The 24,278-nt window shown below is 59.9% G+C and carries 23 protein-coding genes; 14 read left to right on the top strand and 9 right to left on the bottom strand.

The features are described from left to right. Nucleotides 1-19: 19 nt before the first annotated feature. Nucleotides 20-2,245 carry an LPS-assembly protein LptD gene (locus I5L03_RS11150; protein ID WP_234035209.1) on the bottom strand — a complete coding sequence of 742 codons (2,226 nt, stop codon included), beginning with the start codon at nucleotides 2,243-2,245 and terminating at the stop codon, nucleotides 20-22. Between the two features lie 146 nt (nucleotides 2,246-2,391). Between I5L03_RS11150 and I5L03_RS11145 the strand changes: the two genes are divergently transcribed. From I5L03_RS11145 to I5L03_RS11120, 6 genes are all read left to right on the top strand, one after another. After that, nucleotides 2,392-3,855: a leucyl aminopeptidase gene (locus tag I5L03_RS11145; protein WP_197921840.1), complete on the top strand. Its 1,464-nt coding sequence runs from the start codon at nucleotides 2,392-2,394 to the stop codon at nucleotides 3,853-3,855. An 8-nt stretch (nucleotides 3,856-3,863) separates the two neighbouring features. After that, entirely contained in the window at nucleotides 3,864-4,019 is a 156-nt protein-coding gene (locus tag I5L03_RS11140) for a DUF2256 domain-containing protein (protein ID WP_197921839.1), read from the top strand. Beyond that, nucleotides 4,016-4,453, top strand: a complete 438-nt coding sequence (locus I5L03_RS11135) for a DNA polymerase III subunit chi (protein ID WP_197921838.1) — start codon at nucleotides 4,016-4,018, stop codon at nucleotides 4,451-4,453. The genes I5L03_RS11140 and I5L03_RS11135 overlap by 4 nt, the downstream gene beginning before the upstream one ends. 26 nt (nucleotides 4,454-4,479) lie before the next feature. Next, nucleotides 4,480-4,881: a hypothetical protein gene (locus I5L03_RS11130; protein ID WP_197921837.1), complete on the top strand. Its 402-nt coding sequence runs from the start codon at nucleotides 4,480-4,482 to the stop codon at nucleotides 4,879-4,881. Nucleotides 4,882-4,985: 104 nt separating this feature from the next. Next, nucleotides 4,986-5,408 carry a nucleoside-diphosphate kinase gene (gene ndk / locus I5L03_RS11125; RefSeq protein WP_197921836.1) on the top strand — a complete coding sequence of 141 codons (423 nt, stop codon included), beginning with the start codon at nucleotides 4,986-4,988 and terminating at the stop codon, nucleotides 5,406-5,408. A 178-nt stretch (nucleotides 5,409-5,586) separates the two neighbouring features. Then, nucleotides 5,587-6,006, top strand: coding sequence for a nuclear transport factor 2 family protein (locus tag I5L03_RS11120; protein WP_267904225.1), 420 nt, complete (start codon nucleotides 5,587-5,589; stop codon nucleotides 6,004-6,006). Here I5L03_RS11120 and I5L03_RS11115 read toward each other — a convergent pair. From I5L03_RS11115 to purM, 3 genes are read right to left on the bottom strand one after another with little or no spacing between them, the layout of a single operon-like run. Beyond that, a complete protein-coding gene (locus tag I5L03_RS11115; RefSeq protein WP_197921834.1) occupies nucleotides 5,987-7,213 on the bottom strand; it encodes a sulfotransferase family protein in 1,227 nt (408 codons plus the stop codon). The genes I5L03_RS11120 and I5L03_RS11115 overlap by 20 nt on opposite strands. A gap of 3 nt (nucleotides 7,214-7,216) precedes the next feature. Continuing rightward, on the bottom strand, nucleotides 7,217-8,203 hold the full coding sequence (purN, locus tag I5L03_RS11110) for a phosphoribosylglycinamide formyltransferase (RefSeq protein WP_197921833.1): 987 nt from the start codon (nucleotides 8,201-8,203) through the stop codon (nucleotides 7,217-7,219). Beyond that, nucleotides 8,196-9,293 (bottom strand): phosphoribosylformylglycinamidine cyclo-ligase, encoded by a 1,098-nt coding sequence (purM, locus tag I5L03_RS11105; protein WP_197921832.1) that lies wholly within the window; start codon nucleotides 9,291-9,293, stop codon nucleotides 8,196-8,198. The genes purN and purM overlap by 8 nt, the downstream gene beginning before the upstream one ends. Before the next feature lie 68 nt (nucleotides 9,294-9,361). Between purM and I5L03_RS11100 the strand changes: the two genes are divergently transcribed. The 4 genes from I5L03_RS11100 to I5L03_RS11085 are packed head-to-tail and all read left to right on the top strand — an operon-like array spanning nucleotide 9,362 to nucleotide 12,379. After that, nucleotides 9,362-10,648: a heavy-metal-associated domain-containing protein gene (locus I5L03_RS11100; RefSeq protein WP_234035207.1), complete on the top strand. Its 1,287-nt coding sequence runs from the start codon at nucleotides 9,362-9,364 to the stop codon at nucleotides 10,646-10,648. A 19-nt stretch (nucleotides 10,649-10,667) separates the two neighbouring features. Continuing rightward, a complete protein-coding gene (locus tag I5L03_RS11095) occupies nucleotides 10,668-11,273 on the top strand; it encodes an HdaA/DnaA family protein (RefSeq protein ID WP_197921831.1) in 606 nt (201 codons plus the stop codon). Between the two features lie 27 nt (nucleotides 11,274-11,300). Beyond that, entirely contained in the window at nucleotides 11,301-12,020 is a 720-nt protein-coding gene (gene epsC / locus I5L03_RS11090; protein ID WP_197921920.1) for a serine O-acetyltransferase EpsC, read from the top strand. Further along, entirely contained in the window at nucleotides 12,020-12,379 is a 360-nt protein-coding gene (locus tag I5L03_RS11085) for a DUF2794 domain-containing protein (RefSeq protein WP_197921830.1), read from the top strand. Before epsC ends, I5L03_RS11085 begins: the two co-directional genes overlap by 1 nt. A 13-nt stretch (nucleotides 12,380-12,392) precedes the next feature. Here the strand turns inward: I5L03_RS11085 and I5L03_RS11080 are convergent, their stop codons facing one another. Continuing rightward, nucleotides 12,393-13,562 carry a hypothetical protein gene (locus I5L03_RS11080; RefSeq protein WP_197921829.1) on the bottom strand — a complete coding sequence of 390 codons (1,170 nt, stop codon included), beginning with the start codon at nucleotides 13,560-13,562 and terminating at the stop codon, nucleotides 12,393-12,395. Between the two features lie 74 nt (nucleotides 13,563-13,636). After that, nucleotides 13,637-14,308 (bottom strand): HAD-IA family hydrolase, encoded by a 672-nt coding sequence (locus tag I5L03_RS11075; protein ID WP_197921828.1) that lies wholly within the window; start codon nucleotides 14,306-14,308, stop codon nucleotides 13,637-13,639. A gap of 119 nt (nucleotides 14,309-14,427) precedes the next feature. Between I5L03_RS11075 and glmU the strand changes: the two genes are divergently transcribed. The 4 genes from glmU to I5L03_RS11055 all read left to right on the top strand — a co-directional run bounded on the left by glmU (nucleotide 14,428) and on the right by I5L03_RS11055 (nucleotide 20,301). Further along, a complete protein-coding gene (gene glmU / locus I5L03_RS11070; RefSeq protein ID WP_407647625.1) occupies nucleotides 14,428-15,732 on the top strand; it encodes a bifunctional UDP-N-acetylglucosamine diphosphorylase/glucosamine-1-phosphate N-acetyltransferase GlmU in 1,305 nt (434 codons plus the stop codon). Beyond that, entirely contained in the window at nucleotides 15,729-16,040 is a 312-nt protein-coding gene (locus tag I5L03_RS11065) for a hypothetical protein (protein ID WP_197921826.1), read from the top strand. The genes glmU and I5L03_RS11065 overlap by 4 nt, the downstream gene beginning before the upstream one ends. 20 nt (nucleotides 16,041-16,060) lie before the next feature. Next, a complete protein-coding gene (gene glmS / locus I5L03_RS11060; protein WP_197921825.1) occupies nucleotides 16,061-17,884 on the top strand; it encodes a glutamine--fructose-6-phosphate transaminase (isomerizing) in 1,824 nt (607 codons plus the stop codon). Between the two features lie 65 nt (nucleotides 17,885-17,949). Beyond that, the gene (locus I5L03_RS11055; RefSeq protein ID WP_325100178.1) at nucleotides 17,950-20,301 is read left to right on the top strand and encodes a putative bifunctional diguanylate cyclase/phosphodiesterase; all 2,352 of its coding nucleotides are present in this window, start codon (nucleotides 17,950-17,952) and stop codon (nucleotides 20,299-20,301) included. A gap of 4 nt (nucleotides 20,302-20,305) precedes the next feature. On the opposite strand, the gene purQ is transcribed toward I5L03_RS11055, so the two are convergent. From purQ to I5L03_RS11040, 3 genes are all read right to left on the bottom strand, one after another. After that, nucleotides 20,306-20,971, bottom strand: a complete 666-nt coding sequence (gene purQ, locus I5L03_RS11050) for a phosphoribosylformylglycinamidine synthase subunit PurQ (protein ID WP_197921824.1) — start codon at nucleotides 20,969-20,971, stop codon at nucleotides 20,306-20,308. Continuing rightward, entirely contained in the window at nucleotides 20,971-21,204 is a 234-nt protein-coding gene (gene purS / locus I5L03_RS11045) for a phosphoribosylformylglycinamidine synthase subunit PurS (protein ID WP_197921823.1), read from the bottom strand. Before purS ends, purQ begins: the two co-directional genes overlap by 1 nt. 148 nt (nucleotides 21,205-21,352) lie before the next feature. Next, the gene (locus tag I5L03_RS11040; RefSeq protein ID WP_197921822.1) at nucleotides 21,353-24,196 is read right to left on the bottom strand and encodes a M16 family metallopeptidase; all 2,844 of its coding nucleotides are present in this window, start codon (nucleotides 24,194-24,196) and stop codon (nucleotides 21,353-21,355) included. Between the last annotated feature and the right edge of the window lie 82 nt (nucleotides 24,197-24,278).

Below are 24,278 nucleotides of genomic sequence, written 5' to 3'. Positions count from 1 at the left end.
CAAGCGCGGTGGATAGCTTTCAAAAGCCGAGATTGCGAAGGTTGAAATAGACCCGAAAACTGCTGCCGCTTTGCGCGTCGGCCAGCTGGATGTAATCGCGCCGCCACGTAAAACCGAATTCGAGGCATTCGTCCGCATAAGCGATGCCGAGCCTTGTGCGCAGCGGCTCAAACCCGTCAGCCGTGAAGCTGGGGTCTTCCTCTCGATCGGTAAGATTGACGACAGCCGATCCGAATACCGACCAGTGATCGGCAAAAGCGACGCGGCCGGCAGCGCGCAATTCCTCGCGGTCCTGCAAATCTTCAAACGACAAGTCGATATCCCGGTCTAGTCGCAGATAGCCGACTTCGATATAGGTCGCGTCCGAGCCGACCGTCGCGTCGATCTCATTGCGGCGGACGGCGAAATTGTCCTTGTCGAGCCGGAAGCGATGAGTGAATTTGACGAAATCGTTATACCGTACCTGCGTGCGGCCAACGAAATCGGACCACTGTTCGTTCAATCCTGTGCCATCGGGAAAAAGCGTCGGCTCGTCAGTCAGACGGTAGGATTGGCCGAGAGTCGTCTCGATCCGCCAGCCGGGGAAAGTGGCCTGCCAATCGAAACCGTAGGTCAGGCGAACGCCATCCTCCACCCGGTCATATCCTGGAAAGCGATTGAGCGCGAACAGGTTCGAGTCTTCCAGATCGATGGCGCGCGCATCCTCATTCGGGATGTCCATATTGCGGATGTCCGGCGCAGCGACGAGTTGAACGCGCGGTGTCAGAATCTGTGTTCCGCCCATGAAGTCGCCCGCAAAGGGCCACGTCACATCCACAGCCGCAATCGCGACACCGCGCGCCTGCCAGCCGCCTTCACCGCGATAACTGGGCGTGATGGTGAGGAAATTGTCATCCGAATGATAGACATCGCCGCGGACGAGCCCGGTGAGCGTGATTTCCTGCCCCATCGGCGTGAGAGTGCGATAATCCCATTGTGCGCGGGCAAATGCTCGCTGCGTGTCCTGACCCTCTGCGCGGGTGATCGCGAGTGTATTCGCCTGCAACTCCACGTTGCCGCCAAGGATCGGATCTTCCAACCGATAGCGCGCATCGATAAGCGGCAGCGCCAGCGGCACCTGCCCTTGATCGGTGCTGACGAGCAGTGCCTGCGTCGCCCAACCCGATATCGAAACGTAGGAATCGTCATCGATCCGCTCGAGCTGGACGGTCGAGCGGAGGCGATCTTCGCGGCTGATGTCATAGCGGCGCAGGAAAGTGCGGTCGCTGGCAAACCGTATCGATCCGCTCGCGGTCCAGTTTTCATCCAGCTGGAAGCGGCCATTCGTCTCGATATAGCCGCGGATGTCCTCTTCGCTGGTAGCTACCGTCGAATTGAGCGGAATGCGCGTGCCATAGGTACCGTAGGCTGTGACCTGAAATGCGCCCCTGTCCGTCAGATGTCGATATTCGGCCGACACCATCGGGGCGGCCTCTGTGAAGACATAGCCGGTGAGAGTCAGATCGCGGTTGTCGGCAAGGCGCCAGTAATAGCTTCCGGAAAGCTCAATCCCGTTGGACGCGGTGATCCCGATATTGGGAACGAAAAATCCGCTCTCGGCGCTGCCATCCGCGCGCAGCGTCAGGCCGGGGAGCGGCAGGATGCGCGCGCCGAACAATTCCAGATAGGCGTCGGAGAAGCGAATCCGCTCGCTCTCGCTGTCATACCACACACGCTCTGCCGTGATCCGCCAGCTGGGGCTCTGCGCGCAGCCCTCTGCATTGGTGACAGGGCAGGCAGAATAGACTGCGCGTTGAAGCTCGATATTGCCTTCCACATCACGTGTTGCCTGCTCGGCCGCAAGCCGTGCACCCTGCCGGAATGCGAACAGCAGATTGGTCATCGCGCCCGCTTCCAGCTCGTCTGTCAGTTCGAGACTGTCGGTGAAAAGCTGGTTGCCGTCTTCATCGACGAAACGGACGTCGCCCGTCGCCATGATCTGGCCTGTCAGGCGATTCCACGTAACGGCATCGGCGCGCACCGACTGATCCCCTGATCGCAACAGCACATTGCCAGACGCGGTGACAGTGTCGGTATCCTGATCGTAATTCAGCTCATCCGCTTCAAACCCGATCTGGCGCTGGCCATCCTCGTTGAATTCTGGGACGAAATCGGGATCGGCCGCGGAAACGGGGACAGTCTCGTCCTGCGCAAGAGCCACAGGCGCGGCCCACAACAGGGCGTTTGCAGCGAGGCCCGTCGCCAAAAAACGGCGCAAGGAATCGCACGGCAGGGGAGATGGGCCAGGGACCATGGCTTGCCTATCGCACCGAGCGCCCCTAACTGCAACGCCAGCTTTGCAAGGCGCGCTGCCTTGCCATTTTACATAGATATAAATTCCGGGGAGCCCCTATGAAAATCCACTTCAGCGACAGCCTGACCGCCGATAGTCCGCGCCTTGTTGCCCGCATTGTTGACCAGGACAAGCTGCCGCAGGACCTGCCCGATAATTTCGTGGAAGCCGCAGAGGCATCGCGCTTTACCGGCAAGACCGGGCAGACTTTCGAGGGTTTCTACAAAAACGACGGCAAGCTGGTGCGGCTTGCTCTTGCAGGGGGTGGCAAGGCAGACGACGATCAGCGCAACGCGGCGCTCGAAAAGGCAGGCGCGGCGCTGGCGGCGAAATATTCTACCAGTGGCGAAACGGCTATCGCTCTTGATGCAGGCTCCAGCGATCTGACCGCCGAAGAAATCGTTGCCGTAATGACGGGCATCAAGCTGCGCAATTGGCGGTGGGACGAATATCGCACCAAGCTGCGCGATGAGCAGAAGAAATCGCTTAAGGAAATTGCCGTCATCGGCGCGCCTGACGGCATCGAGGCGCGTTGGCAAGAAGCCGAAGCGATCGCGACCGGCGTCGATTTCACTCGCGAACTCGTCGCTGAACCTGCCAATACCATCTACCCGTCAAGCTTCGTCGAGCGCTGCCAGAAGCGCTTCGAAGGGACGGGCGCGGAAATCCAGGTGCTCGGCGAAGAGGAAATGGAAAAGCTCGGCATGCACATGCTGCTGGGCGTCGGCCAAGGCTCGCGAAAAGAGAGCAAGCTGCTTGTCATCAAATGGATGGGGGGCAAAGAAGGCGAAGCGCCGCTCGCATTCGTGGGCAAGGGCGTGACGTTCGATACGGGCGGCATCTCGATCAAGCCCGGCCCCAACATGGGTGACATGAAATTCGACATGGGCGGTGCCGGCGCAGTTGCCGGTGCGATGCTTGCGCTTTCACTGCGCAAGGCGAAAGCCAACGTGATTGGTGTTTGCGGGCTGGTAGAGAATATGCCTGACGGCAATGCGCAGCGCCCCGGCGATGTGGTGAAGTCCATGAGCGGCCAGACGGTCGAAATCCTCAACACCGATGCCGAAGGGCGGCTGGTGCTGGGCGACGCACTCACCTGGACGCAGCGTGAGTTCTCGCCATCACGGATTGTCGATCTTGCTACTCTGACAGGCGCGGTCATCATTTCGCTCGGCAATGAGCACGGCGGCCTGTTTTCCAATAATGACAGCCTTGCCGATGATCTGCTGGCCGCTGGCAAGAGCTCCGGCGACAAGCTGTGGCGACTCCCCATCAACTCCGCTTACGACAAACTGATCAACAGCCCGATCGCCGATATGCAGAATATCGGCGGACGCGGCGCTGGTTCGATCACGGCTGCGCAATTCCTCGGTCGCTTTATCGAGAATGACACGCCCTGGGCGCATCTCGATATTGCTGGCATGGTGTGGGCGGACAAGCCCGGTGCGACTTGGGATAAAGGCGCAACCGGCTACGGCGTGCGACTGCTCGACGACTTTGTCCGCGCAACGGCGGAGGGGTAAACGCCTCTATGGGCCGCATGCGCAAGAAATCGGATTTGCCCAGCAAAATCTGTGAGACGTGCGGCCTGCCGTTTACATGGCGCAAAAAGTGGGAGCGGGATTGGGAGAATGTCCGCTACTGCTCCGAACGCTGTCGGCGCAATAAGAGTCAATCCACATCATGAAGATCGACTTCTACCTCCTTTCATCGGACCCGGCGCCCGCAGCCACTGCGCTTCTGGCCCGTAAGGTGCGCGAGCAGGATGAGCGCCTTCTGATCGTCGCCAATGATCTGGAATTGCTCGAGACGATTTCGCAAACGCTCTGGACATGCGCGCCCGAACACTTTCTCGCCAATGGCATAGCTGGTGACGAGCATGACGCGCGCCAGCCCATCCTGTTGTCGAGCGAAGTAGACCCCACCAACAATGCGAGGTTCATCCTCATTGCCGATGGCGATTGGCGCGAGCCACCCGAAAGTATCGAACGCGTATTCTACCTTTTCGATCAGGAAACAATTACGGGTGCGCGTCAGACATGGAAGGCGCTGCAGGATCGCGAAGGAATGGAGTGTCGTTTCTGGAAACAGCAAGGCGGCAAATGGGTGGAGGGGCCGTGATGCGCAAAACGACATTATTCCGCACTATGGCCCCTATTTTGGTGCTCGGCATTTTGGCATCTTGCGGTGACGGCACGGCTTCTTCGGAAGCCGAAGGCGAGGAAGCAGTCGCCATCGCGGACGAGCAAATGCCCGAAGGTTTTTCGCTGCCCGAAGGCACGCAGATCGTGTCGAGCACCAGCGTCGATATCGCAGGCGGAGCGGGCACAGTCCTCTTGCTCGACAGCACGCTTTCCACTGAAGAATTGGAAGAGCACTTCGCCGAAGAAGCGCGCGCGGCTGGCTTCAATCTTACCGAAGGCATTAACGCGACCGGCCAACGGCAAGTGTCCGGCGAGACTCCCGACGGGCTGATGTTCGATTTCGCTGCTGCCAGCACGCCCACGGGTCCCACCCGCGCCAGCATGGCGGTCGGCCGCGAGCGATAGGCGCGCGGCTAGGCGCAAACGCTGTTCAGGCTTGCCCAAACCCGGCAGTGGCGCTAGTGGCGCGCGCAATATTCATTCCCTGACTATTGTGAAGGAATTCCCCCATGGCGGTCACCCGCACGTTTTCGATTATCAAGCCCGATGCCACCAAGCGCAACCTTACGGGCGCTGTCACCAAGATGCTGGAAGATGCCGGCCTGCGCGTCGTCGCCTCCAAGCGTATCCACATGAGCCGCGAGCAGGCCGAAGGCTTTTACGCCGTGCACAAGGATCGCCCTTTCTTCGGTGAACTCGTCGATTTCATGATGAGCGAGCCTGTCGTCGTGCAGGTCCTCGAAGGTGAAGACGCCGTGAAGCGCAACCGCGACATCATGGGTGCTACCAACCCGGCAGAAGCCGACGATGGCACCATTCGCAAAGAATACGCGCTGTCGATCGGTGAAAACACCGTCCACGGTTCGGACAGCGAAGAAAACGCCAAGATCGAAATCGACTACTTCTTCGACGAAGACGAAATCGTCGGCTAAATTTCCGTTTCTGAAATGGGAGAGCGGGCCGGGCGGCATGTATCGCCCGGCCCTTTTTCTTTGTCGAATTGGCTTTCGTGTCTTCAAATGCCCCCTAATCGCAAGATAATGTTATCGTGTGTCTGGATGGGTGGGGTTGACGAGTCGTTTCAGGCCCCTGAATGTGCGGGGGAACGGTATGTTTGGGTACAGGAAGCGCCAGAACATAAAGCAGGTCCGGCGGTATATCGCCGCACTTAACAATCGGGATGCTGACGAAATGATCGGCATGCTTCATGAAGATTGCTGCTTCGTCGACAGCAAGGCATTTTGCGTAGAAGGGCGAGCTGACTGCGCTTCCTCAATTCGCAATTTCATGAGAATGAACATAGGCTTTCGCCTGAACGCACAGTCCTTTTCGGTGCGCGATGGCGATGTACTCATCAAGGGGTACACCGAAGCAGACGATGCTTCTTTTGCGCAGGACACTTTATGGATGGTGCGGATGGCGGCCGGCAAGCTGGCTCACTGGCAAAGCTTTGGCGGCTCAGAAGGCGCATCTGTAGCGCGTGCCGTACTGCCAGCCGCTGCGAAACCGTTCAATCAGCTGCCTTACTGACTTGGTCTGACGAAATGTCTGAAAACTCATCGCGCTGTTTCGCGTGATGGCGATGCGGTGAGGCCGCGGAACGCGCCTGTTCATCGCGCATCGCAGAGGCCGTTACCCCGGTGAATTCGAGATCCAGCACGCCATAGACGCGTCGCATTTCGCCTTCCCAATCCCCTCCCAAGGCATCGAAATCGACATGGGCGCGCGGGCCGGAGGATTCCGCGAGCGCAGCCTCCATGCGATTATCGCGCAGAGCGATCTTGCGGCTGACCTCGTTCTCGATCCACTCCATGTCGACGGCGTCGGACTGCATGGTCATCTGGTTGGCGACCAGCGATGCGGCGCTACTGGCGAGATCATCTTCGCAGCGCTTGGTCACGATGACGCGCGCATCAGGGAATTCGGACAGGATGGCGGGCAGATCCTCGGCAAATTGCGGGACTTTCAAAACGCGCGGCCGGTTTGCATTCTTGTGCCAGGTCGCATCGGTACGCAGGATACGGCCAAATTCGCGGTAGATGGGCGCAGGATTGCGGTCCTCGGAAAAAGCCGTGAAGCTCGGCACGCGCCATTGCGCTTCGTACGCGCAATGATCCAGCGCGCAGGCGAGCCAGCCGAGCTCTTCATCGGGCCGTGTGGTGCCAAAGGGGTGGATCGAATCCAGCCACGGATCCAGTGTGCGGGCGAATAGCAATGTCAGCGCAGACCAGGCAGGCCGCGTATCGGGCCTGCGCGGAACCGGATGCCAGCTATCGCAGAACCGTGTGGCGGCGAATTGCGGGTCGGCGGCGAGAAGGCGATGCACACGTGTTGTACCACTACGCATCTGGCCGACGATTATGATGGGCGGGGCAAGCTCCGCATGGACAAGATCGGGCTGCTCTGACCACAACTCGCCCAATTCAAGCCGCTGCCGGATCACGCGGACGAGCTGGCCATGCGCCATGGTCAGTCCGAGTGCGTTGAGCCGCGCTTCGGATTGCAGCGATTCCGACAACACTTCGAGCCGAAGCCGGAAATCGGCCATCTCTCCTTCACTGCGCGGGCCACGCTCACCTTCGGCAGGTACATCGCGCAGCGCTTTACCCCACAGCACGTCGGTATCGAGGGATGGGACATCGGTAATTCCGCGCGCCCAGCTCTTCTCAAGCCATCCGCACACACGCTCGACATGCGGCGAGCGGGCGAGGGGATGGGGGCGAGGCGGTGGGGGCATGGCCTAGAATTGATCCGCCGCGTCGAGCAGCGTGGTCAGCCGTTTGGGAGCGACCATGCGCCAGCTGCGGGAAAGCCATTCCTCAACCATATCCCAGTCAACGCCGGGCCGGTTGAGAATGATCCCGACCCAGCCCGATGCGCCGTAATAGGCGGGCTTGAAATAGGTCTCCGGCGCGGTTTCGGAGAGGCCTATGACTTCGTCCGGTCCGCTCGTCTTGACCAATACCGCAATATGCTCGCTGCCATGATGCTGGTCGAGGAAATGAGCGAAAAACTTCCCGCTTTTGCCGCCAGTATGCCAGCCGGGCGAGCCGTGGCTTTCGCGCTCCTCTGCCTCAGGCTGGGCGAGCGCAAGCTTGTTCACTTTCCCGAGCAGCCAGTCCGCGCGGTATTGCCGCCCGACATATTCAGCAAAGAGGCGCGGGTAGAGCTGATATTCAGCCAGGATCACGCGCGCGGCGAGGCTGTCTGCCGTGTCGTCGGGAAGGATGGCAACTGGCACCTGACCAAGCAGCGGACCTCCGTCCAGTTCCGGCGTCACGATGTGGATCGAACAGCCGCCAAACTTGTCGCCGGCATCGATCGCGCGCTGATGAGTGTCGAGCCCTTTGTACTTCGGCAGCAGGGAGGGATGGGTGTTGACCATCCGGCCTTCCCAGCCGTTCACGAAGTCTTCCGTCAGGATGCGCATATAGCCGCACAGGGCGAGATATTCCGCACCGCTTTCGCGCAGCGCCGCATCCATGATCTGCTCATGCTCCCGGCGGTCCAGACCCTTGTGATCATGCGCAAAGGTGGCGATGCCTTCCGCTTCGGCAATCTTCAATCCCGGCGCGTCGGGCCGGTTGGAAGCGACGAGCACGATTTCGTAGGGGCATCCCGGCAGGCGGGAATGAAACAGCAGCGCAGACATGGTCGTGCCGTTGCCGGAAAGCAGGCAGGCGACCTTTACCTTGTGCTGCCCGTCACCGCTGCCTGTGTCAGGCATCGTGGCTGGCTTCCCAATCGCTTGTGCCGCTCCACGTGCCATGAGAGCCGCGTACGGTGCAGCCGCGCGTGCCTTCGACGATCTCGCCGATCCGCAGCACGTCTTCGCCAGCTTCGGAAAGCGCATGGATTACGCCGTCGACATTGCCCGGCGCGACCGCCAGCACCATTCCGACGCCGCAATTAAAAGTGCGCGCCATTTCGCCCGGTTCGATATTTCCCTGGGCTTGCAGGAAAGCCATAAGCCGTGGTTGCTCCCAGGCATCGGCATCGACCACGGCCCGCGCGCCCTCAGGCAGCACGCGTGGAAGGTTTTCAAGCAATCCGCCGCCGGTGATGTGCGCCAGTGCATCGATCAATCCGCGCCGCACGACGGGCAGCAGGCTCCTCACGTAAATCCGCGTCGGCTCGATCAGGTGATCGATAAGCAGCTTGTCCTGATCGAACAGGGCGGGGCGATCGAGCTTCCAGCCCTTATCTTCGGCCAGGCGGCGCACCAGCGAATAGCCGTTGGAATGAACACCTGAACTGGGGAGGGCCAGCAGGACATGGCCGGGCGCGACGCGCTCTCCGGTCACCTGCTCACCGCGCTCGACCGCGCCGACACAGAAGCCTGCGAGGTCGTAATCGCCATCGGCATACATTCCGGGCATTTCCGCCGTCTCTCCGCCGATCAGTGCGCATCCGGCCTGTTTGCAGCCTTCCGCGATGCCTGCGATTACGCGTTCAGCCACGCCATTATCCAGTTTTCCGGTGGCAAAGTAATCGAGGAAGAACAGCGGCTCCGCGCCTTGCACAATCAGATCGTTCACGCACATGGCGACAAGGTCTATCCCGACCGTATCGTGCCGGTCATTCTCGATCGCGAGTTTCAGCTTGGTGCCAACGCCATCATTCCCCGCGACGAGCAGCGGGTCCTTATATCCCGCCGCCTTGGGGTCGAAAAAGCCGCCGAACCCGCCGATTTCACCATCCGCACCGGGGCGCATAGTTGCTTTGACGAGGGGGCCAATCGCCTTGACGAGGCGGTTGCCTGCATCGATGGAGACCCCGGCCTGTTCATAGGTATAAGAATTTTTGTCCGCGCTCATGAGACTGCCATAGTCTTTCGGGCTTGGATTTCCACTCGCCTTTGGGCAAAAGGTACGCGATTTCCCCGATGAGCATGCTTTCGATCACTCCTCGCCTTCAGGCACCCCGCTTTCCAGCCCTTTTCGGTCTGGCAGCTGCGGCGTTGCTGTGCCTCGTCGCAGGTGCATCCCTGCTGGCGCAAGTTTCGGGTGATCGCGGGATTTCGCCGGTCGCCAGCAGCACGGATATCGATGTGCGCGGGATCGAGGTCAATGTGACAGGCGATAGCGCGGAAGAGGCACGTGCCAATGGCTGGCGAGAGGCGCAGCGGTTGGCTTGGCAGCAATTGGAAGGTCCACCCATTCCCGATTCGCGGCTCGAATCGCTGGTCGCTGCCATTGTGGTCGAGGAAGAGCAGATTGGGCCGCGTCGCTATATTGCCCGGCTTGGCGTAATTTTCGACCGCCAACGCGCGGGCGGCCTCCTCGGCGCAAGCGGCAATCGCGCTCGTTCTGCACCCATGCTGACGCTGCCGGTGATGGTGAGCGACGGCACACAGACGATGTTCGAAACGCGCAATCCGTGGCAGCGGGCTTGGGCGCAATATCAGTTCGGCAGCAGCGCGATCGACTATGTACGGCCCTCGGGTGCGGGGGGTGAAAGCCTGACTCTGACCTATGGCCAGACAGGTCGGCGCAGCCGCGCGTGGTGGAACAACATTCTCGATCAATTCAGCGCTGCCGATGTGCTGGTGCCGATTGTGAACCTTTCTTGGCAATATCCCGGCGGCCCGGTCGAAGGTCAGTTCACCGCGCGATACGGTCCGGACAATCGGTATCTCGATAGCTTCGCCATGCGTGCAGATAGCGCTGACGAATTGCCTGCCATGCTCAACCGCGCCGTCGCCCGTTTCGATCAGATATTCAGCGAGGCTCTGGCCGACGGGACGCTTCGCCCCGATCCGACGCTGACGCTCGATAATATTGAAATAAGCCCGGAAATCCGCGCCCTGCTCGATGAAGCGCGCCGTGCCGAAGCAGCAGAGGCAGCCGCAGCAGCAGGAGAAGCCGACGATGTCGCATCCGCCGGTCTTCCCGATAGCGATACCGCCACCGCAACGTCGGAACCGGCGGTAGCTGCAGCGACTTATGTGGTGCAGGTGGCAACGCCCGACGGCAACGCTTTCGACAATGCTCTGACACTTCTGCGCGGAACCCCGGGCGTCAGCTCGGTCGCAGTCGGTTCGACCGCCATCGGCGGCGCATCGGTGCTGCGGGTCACTTACAATGGAGAATTGCCCGCCCTTGCCGCAGCATTGCGTTCGCGCGGCTGGGCGGTGAACGAGGGCGAGAACGCACTCGGCATTTCTCGTTAAGCGCATCAGGAGCGCATCCTTGGAGCAAATCGCCTTACCCCTCAAGGCTGGCAAAGGCCCATCGCGCATCACCATCGGTGCAGCGAATGCGCATGTCGCACAGGCACTAAGCGATCCGACGAATTGGCCATTTCGCACCGCTGTGCTCAGCGGTCCGCCGCGTTCGGGAAAATCGCTGTTTGCGAGATGGTTTGCGGAAAGCGGCGCGGGCGATGCGATTGATGACGCGCAATTACTTGAAGAGGACGCTTTATTCCATCGCTGGAACCGCGCGCAGGAAGCGGGCACCCCGCTGCTTATAATTGGCGGAGAACCACCATGGGACATCGACCTGGCCGATCTCAAGTCGCGCCTGGGCGGATCGCTGCAATTGGAAATCGGCCTGCCCGACGATGAGATGGCGCGCGAACTGCTCCTGTCGCTGGCCGAAGAGCGCGGCCTGCCGCTGCGCAGCGATGCTGCGGACTACCTAATCCCAAGGGCCGGGCGCTCACAGGCGGAGTTGGAGCAGCTTGTCGCGACAATCGACCGCTTGTCTCTTGAGCGCAAGGCCCCACCTAACCTTGGAATTTGGCGATCCGCGCTGGAAGCTGTGCACGGCCCGGAAGAGCCGCGCTTGATTTGATCAGGTTTTGATGGAAAACTGATGGCGATGTTTGAAAGGCTAGTCAGCTACCTTGACTCGGTGCGGTCGCGCGATCCGGCACCACGTTCACGCTGGGAAATCCTGTTATATCCGGGAGTTATCGCGCTCGGCCTGCACAAGGTCGCGCATTGGCTGTTTGAGGCGAAGCTGTTTTTCTTTGCCCGCTTGATAAACCATTTCAGCCGTTTCCTCACCGCGATCGATATCCATCCCGGCGCGAAAATCGGGAAGAATTTCTTCATCGATCATGGGTTTACCGTGATTGGCGAAACCGCAGAGATTGGCGACAATGTCACGATCTACCAATGTGTTACGCTTGGTGGCACAAACCCTACCAATGGCGAAGGTGGTAAACGCCACCCGACTTTGCGCGACAATGTAATCGTCGGCTCCGGCGCGCAGGTTATCGGGCCTATCACCGTGGGTGAGCGCTCGCGCATCGGGGCCAATGCAGTTGTCACCGATGACGTTCCCGAAGGCGCGACGATGGTCGGTCTCAAGGCTCGCTCCACACTCGTCCCGGCAGAAGAGTGGATGAAGGAGTTCATTCCGTACGGAACGCCGTGCGACGATCCCTGCGCGGAGGGTGTGAACGGGGATTGCGTTGAGAAATTGCAAAGGGACGTCGCGCGCTTGCAAGAGCAGATCGATGCGTTGAAGAAGCAGGGTGAGGTATCGGTCGGACCCGACCTTTTTTCTGATCGCAAAAGCGGCACCAAAAGCTGATGAAGGCAGCCGCAGGCTCCCCCAATATCATCGCATTTCCCGGCCAGAGGCCACCGTCACAGGTTGGCTTTGACCGGCAGGAATTGGGGCGCATTCTAGACCTTTACGGACGCATGGTCGCGGCAGGTGAATGGCGCGATTACGCGATGGATTTCGATAAGAACTGCGCCACATTTGCGGCTTTCCGCCGCACGGCGGACACACCGCAGATGCGCCTCGAAAAGCGTCCCGCCATGCGCAATCGACAGGGCATGTGGACGCTGTTTGGCGAGCAGGGCCAGGTCCTGAAACGCGGCCATGAACTCGGTAATGTTCTTGCGCCGGTCGAGCGGCGTTTGGTCAAAGCCGTCGACAGCTGAATACTACTCTTGGTCAGGTAGGCTGAGCGAGCGGGCCTACGACCGGCAGGCGCCCCTGCAGATCGTGTGGCAGTGCCAGCACCAGTTTTTCGCGAATGGTGGTCCAAAAAGCCGACAGTGTCAGCAGGGCAGATCCGATAACCAGCGCAGTCAGTGCAAACGTCAATTCGACGGCGCCGAAGCGATCGAACAGGAACGTCAGCGCAATCAGGACGTAGACGAGAGCCGAAACGAGCAGCGCGCGACGATCGATCGCAAGCGCCACCAATCCGAAAACAATGTAGACGGCGAGCACACCGATGGCTGAGCCGACGCCCAGCATATCGTTGTCCATAACGCCGATCAGCGCGAAAATCGGATGTGCAATCATCGGCGCGGCCAGCAAATGCAGCCAGAAGGCGACGTCTGCCCGGCGAGTCTTGCGCTCCCGGTCACTCATGTCCCAGCGCATCGCGAAAGCGAATACGGCGATCCCGGCGACGAACACCAGCGACCAGAGGGTGGTCTCCGCATTGTCAGCAGAGGGATTAATCGCGGCTATGACGAGTGCGATAACCATGCCGGCAAGCGCTGCTGCGCCCGCGGCGATGGTGATCGGCACCCTGAACCGTTTCCAATGAAGGAAGGCCCCAATCGCAGCGAAGAGTCCGCCCAGCGCGGCGACCATCGCGATAAGCGAGTCGGCCGGATCGCCATCAGCCGTAGTCGAAGTAATCGCAATCGCGCCGCCGCCGAAAGCGACGAAGAACAGTCCCCCCACGAATGCGAGCAAAAGTATGATGCTAGGAAGCGCCATGCGCCGCCGCTTCGTAAAAAACTCTCCCAGCACCCATGCAGTCGCTGAAACGAGGACGCCGGAGAGGACGAATGTCAGGAAGATTTGCTGCTCGCGCGCGCGATTATAGGCTACCCAGTCGGCTTCATCGGAAGTCGCCCAATTGAGTTCGGCCGGGCTTATGAAAATCCCTGCAATAGCCTGTCCGATGGCACCCACCGCCAGCAGCATGATGACCACGCCGATAGCGACAAAGATGTCGTTGAAGGAATTTATAAGGCGAAAGTTTTCCTCATCGGTGATCGGCATTTGTCGCATATGCGCGACATGCGCCCGCAATGATTGCGCCGCCTCTTCCGATATCGCTCCGCCAGCGACAGCGTCGCGCAGATCTTGTTCGCTATACATTTTGTGCCCCCTAGGCGTGATACTTGCGGCGAGTATGATGCTAGTGTGTTATCGTGTCAACACACGGACGCTTTTCAGAGTGCGCGGGCCGCATCTACAAAGCCGTGCCAGGCCGCGAAATGGGCGTCGCTGCCGAGATCGCCATGCGCGACATCGGCATAGCCACCGGTAAAGGTGAGCACCGGCACGCTTGCCGCCCGCGCGGCGCGCACGTCGTATGTGGTATCGCCCACCATCAGCGCGCGGCCACCGCCACAATCGGCAATCGCTGCATGGAGCATATCAGGGGCAGGCTTGGCATTTTCCCGGCCGAGCGTATCGCCGCCGTAAATCGCATCGAAGTGTGCGGTCATGGCCAGAGCGTCGAGCAGTTCGCGCGCCGGTTTTTCGGACTTGTTCGTGCACAGGGCGAGCGAAACGCCGCCCTCGCGCAACTGCGCCAACGCGTCCTCGCAGCCGGGATAGGGCACGGTATGGACGGCCAGATTATCCCAGTAAAAATCCAACAGTGTCTGGCTAAGCTCGCAATATTCGTCATCGCCGATCATGCCGCCCGTTGCTTCCAGCGCGCGGGTCAGCATCATGTCCGTACCGCCGCCGATCAGCGTTCGCGAGGTGCCTTCACTAACGGGATCGCGCCCGATCCGGGTCAGCGCGTGGTTCACCGCAGGACACAGGTCGCGGGCGGAATCTACCAGCGTGCCATCGAGGTCGAACAGGACGATATCGAAAGGAAATTTGCTCATGTGCCCTCGCAAATAGAGTGCGATGTGGAAACCGCAATGATTTGGTGGCATGGGCACTAACTATGAGTGGAAACAGACCAATCGCCGCCGTCATTCTTGCTGCGGGCAAGGGGACGCGAATGAAAAGCGCGCGCCACAAAGTGCTGCATGAAGTGGGTGGGCGATCGATGATCGAACACCTGCTTGCCAGCGTCGAGGCACTCGCGCCGCAGCGGCTGGTGACGATCGTTGGCGAATCGCGTGAACAATTGCACGATGCGCTGGGCGAGAGGGTCAGCTTTGCGGTACAGGAACCGCAATTGGGCACGGGCCATGCGGTGCAGCAGGCAAAGGAAGCGCTCGCCGATTTCGATGGTGACGTGCTCGTTCTTTACGGAGACGTGCCCTTCGTCTCGACGGAAACCATGCGTGCTATGATCGCGCGGCTGAATGCGGCTGACACCCCGGCAAGCGTGGTGCTCGGCTTCGAGCCGGAGGACCCGCTTCGCTACGGACGGATCATTTCCCAGCAGGGCCAGATCATCAAAATGGTCGAATGGAAGGATGCCAGCGAGGAAGAGCGCGCCTGCACGCTGTGTAATTCCGGGCTACTCGCCGCGCGTTCGCAAGACCTCTTCGCCCTTCTCGATCGGGTGTCGAACGATAATGCGCAGGCCGAATATTACCTTCCCGACATCGTCAATATCGCCATTGCAGACGGGCATAATTGCGCGGTAGTCTCGACTTCACGCCCCGATGAAGTTGCGGGTATCAATTCGCGCGCAGAACTCGCTGCAGCAGAGGCGCAATGGCAGGATTTGAAGCGCGGAGAAGCGATGGATGCCGGCGTGACGATGCGTGCTCCAGAAACGGTATTCTTCAGCTGGGACACCGATATCGCCGAAGATGTTGTGATCGAACCAAATGTCGTTTTCGGACCGGGCGTGAAAATCGAGAGCGGCGCGCATATCAAGGCGTTCAGTCATCTCGAAGGCGCGCATGTTGGCCCGGACACGGAAGTGGGCCCCTACGCCCGTTTGCGGCCCGGCGCGGTACTCGAAAAGGGCAGCAAGATCGGCAATTTCGTCGAGATCAAAAAGGCGACCTTGGGCGAGGGGGCAAAGGCCAGCCATCTGACCTATCTCGGCGATGCAACCGTAGGCGCAGGCGCGAATATCGGCGCTGGCACGATCACCTGCAATTACGATGGCTATTTCAAACATCAGACCACTATTGGCGAGCGCGCCTTTATCGGGTCCAACAGTGCGCTGGTCGCTCCGCTCAATATCGGCGCCGACGCCATCGTGGCAGCAGGCAGTGCGGTGACGCGCGATGTTGCCGAAGGCGAGCTGCGCATGGTGCGTGCAGAGCAGATGGTAAAACCCGGCTGGGCCGATCGTTTCCACGACGCGATGAAGAAAAAGAAGAAGGCGGAGGGCAAGTGACCGCCCGCTACGAAGGGAAACCCTTCCTGCGCCTTCTCGATTCCTACGTGCTCGACAGCATCGGCGCCTTGGATGAAGCAAACAGCAAATGGTTGACCGAGGCGGAGCCGCATTTCCGCGCAACTTATGGCGAGATAGGCACGTGGCGCGAAATTGTAGAGAAGCGCATGCAGTTCCCGGACGGGATGCCACGCGCCATCCGGGAAGTCTGGACGAAGGGGCAGGATCGCTATCGCGCACAAACGGGTGAGGAACCCGATCCCATTCCCTTCGCTATCTCTTTCGTAGACAAGAATTTTCCGCATTAAGGCGGCAAGGGGCTCAATCTATGTGCGGCATTATCGGAATTGTGGGCAATCGCCCTGTGGCAGACAGGCTTGTCGATGGCCTGAAGCGGATGGAATATCGCGGCTATGACAGCGCCGGTGTCTGCACGCTGCATGATGGCGAACTGGTTCGCCGCCGCGCAGAGGGCAAGCTCAACAATCTGGTCGAGGAACTGGAGCGGGCTGACGCTCCCGGCACCACCGGCATCGCTCACACACGCTGGGCAACGCATGGCGCACCGGTCACGAAAAATGCTCACCCGCATGCGACCCCTGCGGTGGCTTTGGTGCACAACGGCATTATCGAGAATTTCAAGGAATTGCGTGACGAATTGCGCGCCGAAGGCCGTAGTTTTGAAAGCGAGACGGACACCGAGACGGTCGTCCACCTGATAAGTCGTGAAATCGAAAAGGGCAGCTTGCCGCAGGAAGCGGTGAAGAATGTTCTTCCGCGGCTGCGTGGTGCATTTGCGCTCGCGATCGCTTTCCGCGACTATCCTGACATGCTGATCGGCGCGCGGCTTGGTTCGCCGCTCGTGGTGGGGCAGGGCGAGGGTGAGATGTATCTCGGCTCCGATGCTTTGGCACTGGCTCCGCTTACCCAGCAAATCGCCTATCTTGAAGAGGGCGACTGGGTCGTCATCACGAATGACACTGCCATCGTCCGCGATGTCGAAGGCAATGAAGTCGAGCGCGAATTCCGAAATTCGGGCGCGTCTGCCTCCGCAATCGAGAAGGGCAATTATCGCCATTTCATGCAGAAGGAGATCTTCGAGCAGCCGACAGTTGTTGCGCAGACGCTGCGGTCATATTTGCGTCAAGGTGAGCAGCAAGTCGCACTGCCGCAAATGGATTTCGATATTTCCGAGATCGATCGGATAACGCTGGTCGCCTGCGGCACGTCCTATTATGCTGGCTTGGTCGCGAAATACTGGTTCGAGCAATTCGCTCGTGTGCCCGTCGACATCGATTTCGCGTCCGAATTCCGATATCGCGAGCCTGTGCTGCCGAAAGGCGGCCTTGCCCTTTTCATCAGCCAAAGCGGAGAGACCGCAGACACGCTTGCCGCGCTGCGCCATTGTCGCGAACAGGGCCAGGTCATCGCCGCCGTTGTCAATGTGCCTACCAGTTCGATGGCACGCGAGGCAGACTTACTGCTGCCAACACATGCAGGCCCGGAAATCGGCGTTGCATCGACCAAGGCGTTCACCTGCCAGCTGGCTGTTCTGGCGGCGCTGGCTGCGCATTTCGCAGTCAAGAAGGGCCTGCTCACCCGCGAAGAAGAAGCGGAGATTGTCGAACATTTGTTGGAAGCACCCGCGTGCCTCAATGCAGCGCTCGATCATGACGATGATATTGCGGCGATGGCGCACCTGATCGCCCCGGCGCGCGATGTGCTGTATCTTGGGCGCGGTGCAGATTTTCCGCTGGCGCTTGAAGGCGCGCTGAAGCTCAAGGAAATCAGCTATATTCATGCGGAAGGCTATGCTTCCGGAGAGATGAAACACGGGCCTATCGCGCTGATCGATGAAGACGTTCCGGTAATCGTCCTCGCACCATCCGGTCCACTGTTCGAAAAGACCGTATCCAATATGCAGGAAGTGCAGGCGCGCGGGGGCAAGGTCGTCCTGATTTCCGATGCTGAAGGAATTGCCGAGGCGGGCGAGGATTGCATGGCGACGATCCAGATGCCCAAGGTCCATCCGCTGATCGCGCCACTCGTTTACGCCGTTCCTGTGCAATTGCTTGCCTACCATGTGGCCGTGGCGAAGGGGACGGATGTCGATCAGCCGCGCAATCTCGCCAAATCGGTAACCGTCGAATAGCTTCGATCTAGCGGAAAACGCACGGGTTTTACCTCGCAATAACCATTGCCGCGTATGCGGACGGTGTGAGCAAGAACCCGACCGGCTTACCGAAGCTTCCTCTGCAGCTGAATGCGCTGGAAGTGATCGGCCTGCGTGAACCGACCGAGGGGACGTGGGCGCGCTTGCGGGCTCTCCAATACGCTGATTTGCAGAAATTTTCGCGCACGCGCCTTGCTGCGCATGGCATCGCGGGCACGATGGCTGCGGCGCTGTATTTCGGCACTTTGCCACCATGGCTCCTTGCCTTGTGGCTTATCAGCATTGTCGCCGCTGTAGCGAATGTGAGCCGTATCGATCGGCAATTTGCCGATGTCGACAAGCGACACATGACGCAGCAGGAATTTCGCCGGCAGGCTTTTGCGGTCAGCCTCTGTGCGCTGCCATGGATTGCATCGCTTTTGGGCGCGACCACATTTGGCACTTCTTCCCAGCACTTTGGACTCTGGGCCCTCGCAGCGATGCTGATCGCAGGTAGCGCGGCGACAACAACTTATCCGCCCATATCGGTCTTGGTCTTCGACCTGATTGTCGGTGTCTCAGGCGCGGCGTCATTTTTGATCAGCGGAGATTATCCTTTCGCGGTGGCTAGCTTGGCCTTCGTGCTCACAATTGTCGCCGCATCGCTCAATTCCGCGCGAATTTTCCTGTCGGCTCGCATTGCAGAGGCAGGCGTTGCTGAAAAGGACGAGGTCGTGTCCTTGCTGCTGCGCGAGTTCGAGGAGAAAGAATCGGACTGGCTGTGGCAGGTCGACAAGAAGCGCTGCCTGCGATCGGTATCTCCGCGCTTTGCCTTTGCCTTGGGTAAGGAGCCGAAAGAGGTGGAAGGCGAGCTCTTCGTTCGCCTTATCGGAGGCAGCACTTTCGAAACTGGGGAAGTGCCGAGAAGCCTGCATGATCTTGCCGACCGCCTGAAGCGACGTGAGAGTTTTTCGAATCTGCTGGTGCAAGTACAGATCGGCGAGCAGCGCCGATGGTGGGAGCTGTCCGGCACACCGATGCTCGATCAATCCGGAAATTACATCGGATTTCGCGGTGTCGGCTCCGATGTAAGTGAGCAGCGTGAGCGCGATGAGAAGATCGCTTACCTTGCGCGTTACGATACGCTCACCGGACTGCCCAATCGCCTGATGCTGACGGAGGCGCTCGCCGAAGCAATGCGCTTTAGCGAGCAATGGCGTACGCGCTGCGCTTTCCTGATGATCGATCTCGATCGTTTCAAGGCAGTGAACGATTCGCTCGGCCACCTCATCGGTGACAGGCTGCTGGCCAAGGTGTCCGAACGGCTGAACGCGGTTTGCACCGACAACGAGAAATGCGGTCGCTTGGGCGGCGACGAGTTCGCCGTCGTGATCCGCGATGCGAGCGACCAGCTGAGCGTCAGCCGCATTGCCGAAACGATTATCGAGGAGCTCTCGAAGCCGTACGTTGTCGATAATCACACGCTGTTTATCGGGGCGAGCGTCGGCTCTGCGATAGGCCCGCGCGATGGGCAAACGGTCGAAACGCTGATGCGAAACGCAGACTTGGCGCTTTACCGGGCAAAAGACGATGGCGGCGGTGCGCATTGCAATTATGTCCCGTCACTACATGCCACAGCTGAAGAGAGGCGGCGGCTTGAATATTCGCTGCGCCAGGCGATCGAAAAGAACGAGTTGACGCTGAACTACCAACCGGTGGTGAACGCGCATACCGAGAAGGTGGTCAGCTTCGAGGCCCTGCTGCGCTGGAGTAGCGAGGAGCATGGCTTTATCAGCCCAGCCAAATTCATCCCGCTGGCAGAGGACACGCGCTTGATCGTGCCGATCGGGAAATGGGTTCTCTACCAGGCCTGTAGGGAAGCGATGCGCTGGGATGACGACATTAAAGTCGCAGTCAACGTGTCGGGCGAACAATTGCTCGAACCGAATTTCACCGCGACTGTCGTGCAGGCTCTTGCGGAGACGGGGCTTGCTGCCAATCGCCTCGAGGTCGAAGTGACGGAAAGCGTATTCTTGCGCGATGGCAAGACAGCCAACGAAACGCTGGAGGAAATACTCGCGCTCGGATGCTCGGTAGCGCTGGACGACTTTGGCACCGGCTATTCTTCGCTCGGCTATCTGCGCGATCTGCGCTTTTCGACAATTAAGGTCGATCGCAGCTTCGTGCAAGGCGCGTCCGAAGACAGCCCGGAAAGCCTCGCCATCGTGCGTGCCGTTGTGGCGATGGCGCAAAGCCTCGAAATGTCGACCACGGCAGAAGGCGTCGAAACCGCCGAACAGGCTGCTTTGGTGCGCGACTTAGGCTGCACGAAGATCCAGGGCTATTACTTCGGTCGCCCGATGAGCGCTGTGGAAGCGCATTCGCTGGTCGTGAAGCGCAGCCAAGCTGCGGCGTAGGCAGTCAGGCGACAACCGTCAGCACGCTTTCGAAAAGCCGCCTGCCATCGCTGCCGCCATGCGCCGCTTCGATTGCGCGCTCCGGGTGGGGCATCATTCCCAGAACATTGCCCTTCGCATTTAAAATGCCGGCGATGTCGCGCCGCGATCCGTTCACAGCGTCGGCATAGCGAAATGCGACGCGGCCATCGCCTTGCAGTCGGTCAAGCGTTTCCTCATCAGCGAAATAATTGCCGTCGTGGTGCGCAACTGGAATCGCGATGCGCTCGCCAACGGAATAGGCGCTCGTAAAGTGGCTGTTGGCGTTTTCGACAATCAGCTCAGCCGTGCGGCAGATGAAATTCTGCCCCGCATTGCGCATCAGCGCGCCGGGAAGCAGCCGCGCTTCAGTCAACACTTGGAAGCCATTGCATACGCCGAGAACTGGCACGCCGCGCTCTGCTGCCGCAATGATGGAGCGCATGATCGGGCTGTTGGCCGCCATGGCGCCGCTGCGCAGGTAATCGCCGTAGGAAAAGCCTCCGGGCAGGGCGATGAAATCGAGGCCATCGGGAAGATCGGCATCGCCATGCCAGACCTTGACCGGATCGTTACCCGTCACATCGCGGAGCGCCACCCACATGTCGCGGTCGCAATTGGAGCCGGGGAAGGTGACAACCGCGGTCTTCATCAGGCCACCTTTTCGATGCGGTAGTTTTCGATCACCGTATTGGCGAGAAGCTTCTCGCACATTTCAGCAAGCGCTTTATCGCTTGTATCGTCAGCTACATCGAGCTCGACCGTGCGACCAATTCGTACATCGTCAACGCCTTCGAACCCAAGTCCTTCGAGCGCGTGATGCACGGCGCGACCCTGCGGATCGAGCACACCGGGCTTGAGCGAAACGTGGACACGGATTTTCATGAGAAGGGGCCTTTGCACTCTGGTGTCTATGCGCCCGGCCTATGGCGTTTCCGCGCGCGCGGGGCAAGGGGTATGCAAGCGCAATCGCACAGGAAAAAGGGCGGCGTACCGATGTGGTCCGCCGCCCTTCCTAAAAGCCTAAGGTTGATTATTCGCCGTCGCTGGAAGCAACGAGGATGCGCGCATCGGCACGCCGCTCCGGCGTCAAATATTGCTGCGCCATCGCCTGAATTTCTTCAGGTGTGACGCTCATGACCGTTTCCACCGCGGTGCGCACACGATCGAGACGATCGGCCTCGCTTTGCGCGTCGCTGACGATGCCGAGCCAGTAGCCGTTGTTCTCCTGCGCCTGGCGGATATTTTCAATGAACGGCTGCCGAGCACGAAGGAGGAAGTCCTCCGTTACAGGCTCGTCGCGCAATTCGCGTGCGAGGCGATGGATTAGGCCAAGCGTCTCATCCGTCAGGTTCGGATCGATCACCGCGGACATGCTGATCGTGCCGTAATCCTCGAATGTGCTGCTCGTCGAACCACCGACACTCGGGCTGTATGTCGCGGCAAATTCCTCGCGCAGGGTTTCGATGCCTTTCAAGCGAAGCACGCCAACGAGCATTTCGTGAATAGCAACTTGCCTGTAATCATCATCATCGACCGTACGCCAGATGCTTCCGACCAGCGCCTGGTCATCCTGACCGGTGTGAGTGAAATCGGTGATGCCATCCTCCGACAGGTCGTCGAACGCAATCACCCGCTCTTCAGTATAGTCGCTGAATTCGGCTTCACGCTCGGGCAGGGCGCCGAAGCTCTGCGCCACGGCCGCAATCGCTTCATCGGGATCGATGTCACCAACGATGCCGATTTCAATCGCTCCGCTTGCAGCTGCTGCCTGTACCGAAGCAAGCAAGGCTTCGCGGTCCACCGCATCGAGTTGCTCACGGGTCGGGAAGTCCGTGTAAGGGCTATCGGCGATGAGGGCGCCGGAATTGAAGCTGAAAACCGATCCTGGCTGCGCGAGAAGCGAGTTCCAGACCTGCTCGATCACGGCATTGAAGCGCGCATCCGCCTCCGGTCGCAAGCCGAGATCGGTGAGGAAAGCCGCGCTTACTTTCATCTGCATGTCCAGATCGTCCGGCGTGGTCACACCGCCGGTGCTGAACGTGTCGGTCCCGGCGTTTATACCCGTCGAGATCTGGCGGCCTGCAGTCGCCTCCTGCAATTCGTCAGCCGTGTGCGCCTGCGTGCCGCCGACTGCCGATGCGATCTGCAAGTAGATGCCTGCTGCGGTCGCATTGGATGGATCCAGCGCAAAGCTGCCGCCATCCAGATCGACGGAGAAGCGCACGCGGCCCGGCTCGAAATCGGTCTGCTTGATATTGAGGCGAACATTGTTGTCGAACACGACCGTACGAATGCCCAGATCTTCGATCATGGTGTCCGAAACGACGGTGCCCGGCGTGCCCCAATCGTCATAGGCGAAAATCACCGCATCGGTGTCTTCGGGCGGCGCAACGGCGACGGCCGTGCTTTCGTTGAAGACCGCAGCCACGGCTTCTTCGCCGCCAATGTCTTCCTTGGCCGTGACGCGCACCAGCGGAGCGCCGACGCTCCATGCTTCGCGGAATGTCGCATTTACTGCATCGAGTGTGAGTTGCGGACGCATCGCCTCGAACAGCTCAAGTCGCCATTGCGGCGAAGTGATGAAGTCATTCTCCGTCGCGGCATTGACCAGCGCACCTGCGAGCGCCGGATGCGTGCGCGCATCGGCCTGCGCAGCAGCGCGCTCATAGCTGCTGGCGGTCTGCGTCAGCGCGTAGTCGAGCTCCGCCTGGGTGAAGCCATATTCCAGTGCCCGGCGCAGTTCCTGCTCGGCAATGGTCAGGCCCTGCTCCCACTCACCGTCGCGCGTGCTGATGCTGAGCGACGTGTAATCGGCCACACCTTCATCGCTGCCACGGCCATAGCCACCGCCAAGGATCGGGCTATCCGGCTGGTTGGAAATGCGCGAAATGCGGCGATTGAACATGATGCTGGACAGGCTGCGCAGCTGGCCTTCCATGCGCTCCGCCACGGTGTCCACCTGGTCCTCATAGGGACGCAGTTGATAGATCGCCACACCCTCTCCGATGGCCGGATCGACAAAGGTGTCGAATGCAGCCTCGCGGTCGAAATTGGCGTCACCCAGCGGCGGGGTGGAGCCAGCTTCGCCGACCGGCTGCCAATCGCTGAATCGCTCGACAATCTTTGCTTCGATTTCTGCGACGTCGATATCGCCTACCACGATCAGTGTGGAATTTTCCGGTCGATAGAAACGTTGATAGAGATCGCGGAACATTTCAGGCGATGCTGCGCGCACGGTTTCATCGGTGCCGATCGGGAAGCGGCTGACATAACGCGTCTCTGGGATGCGGAAATCGAACAGGTCGCGAAAATTGCGCAGGCCGGCAGTGTCGCGCACACGGCGTTCGCTGACGATAATCTCGCGCTCGCGGTCGACGGCTTCGGGTGTGAACAGCATTTCGCTCGCCGTTTCGCGCATCAGGAACAGTGCGGTGTCGACGCCTTCCTCATTCGCATTGGGAATGTCGAGCATGTACACCGTCTCTTCGAAGCTGGTGTAGGCATTCGTGTCCGCTCCAAAGCTAGCGCCAAGCCGCTCCAGCAGCGGGATCATTTCACCTTCGGGGACATTCGTAGTGCCGTTGAAAGCCATGTGCTCGATAAAGTGAGCGAGGCCCTGCTCAGCCTCGGATTCGGCGAGCGAACCGAAATCGACATGCAGGCGGAAAGATGCCGAGCCATCGGGCGTATCGTTCTGACGGATCGCGTAACGCATGCCGTTTGAGAGAACGCCATAGGTGATCGAGTCATCCTCTTGCACATCGGTCGCTTCAGTGCCCCAAGCCGATTGCGCCTGCGCGGGGGCAGCTATGGAAAGCGTCAGCGCCAAAGCGGCACTCGAAATACTGGCGTTCAATACACGGCGGATGGTCATGGAAAGTCCCTCTCAAAACATGTTGGGTATGGCCCGACGAATGGACGCACGACCCCGGCGCGCCCGAATGATGCGCATACTT

Origin of the sequence: Aurantiacibacter sediminis, from assembly GCF_016019885.1 — a bacterium.
GTDB lineage: Bacteria > Pseudomonadota > Alphaproteobacteria > Sphingomonadales > Sphingomonadaceae > Alteraurantiacibacter > Alteraurantiacibacter sediminis.
The sequence above is the reverse complement of the archived record's forward strand: the minus strand, read 5'-3'. Positions and strand labels throughout refer to the sequence as shown.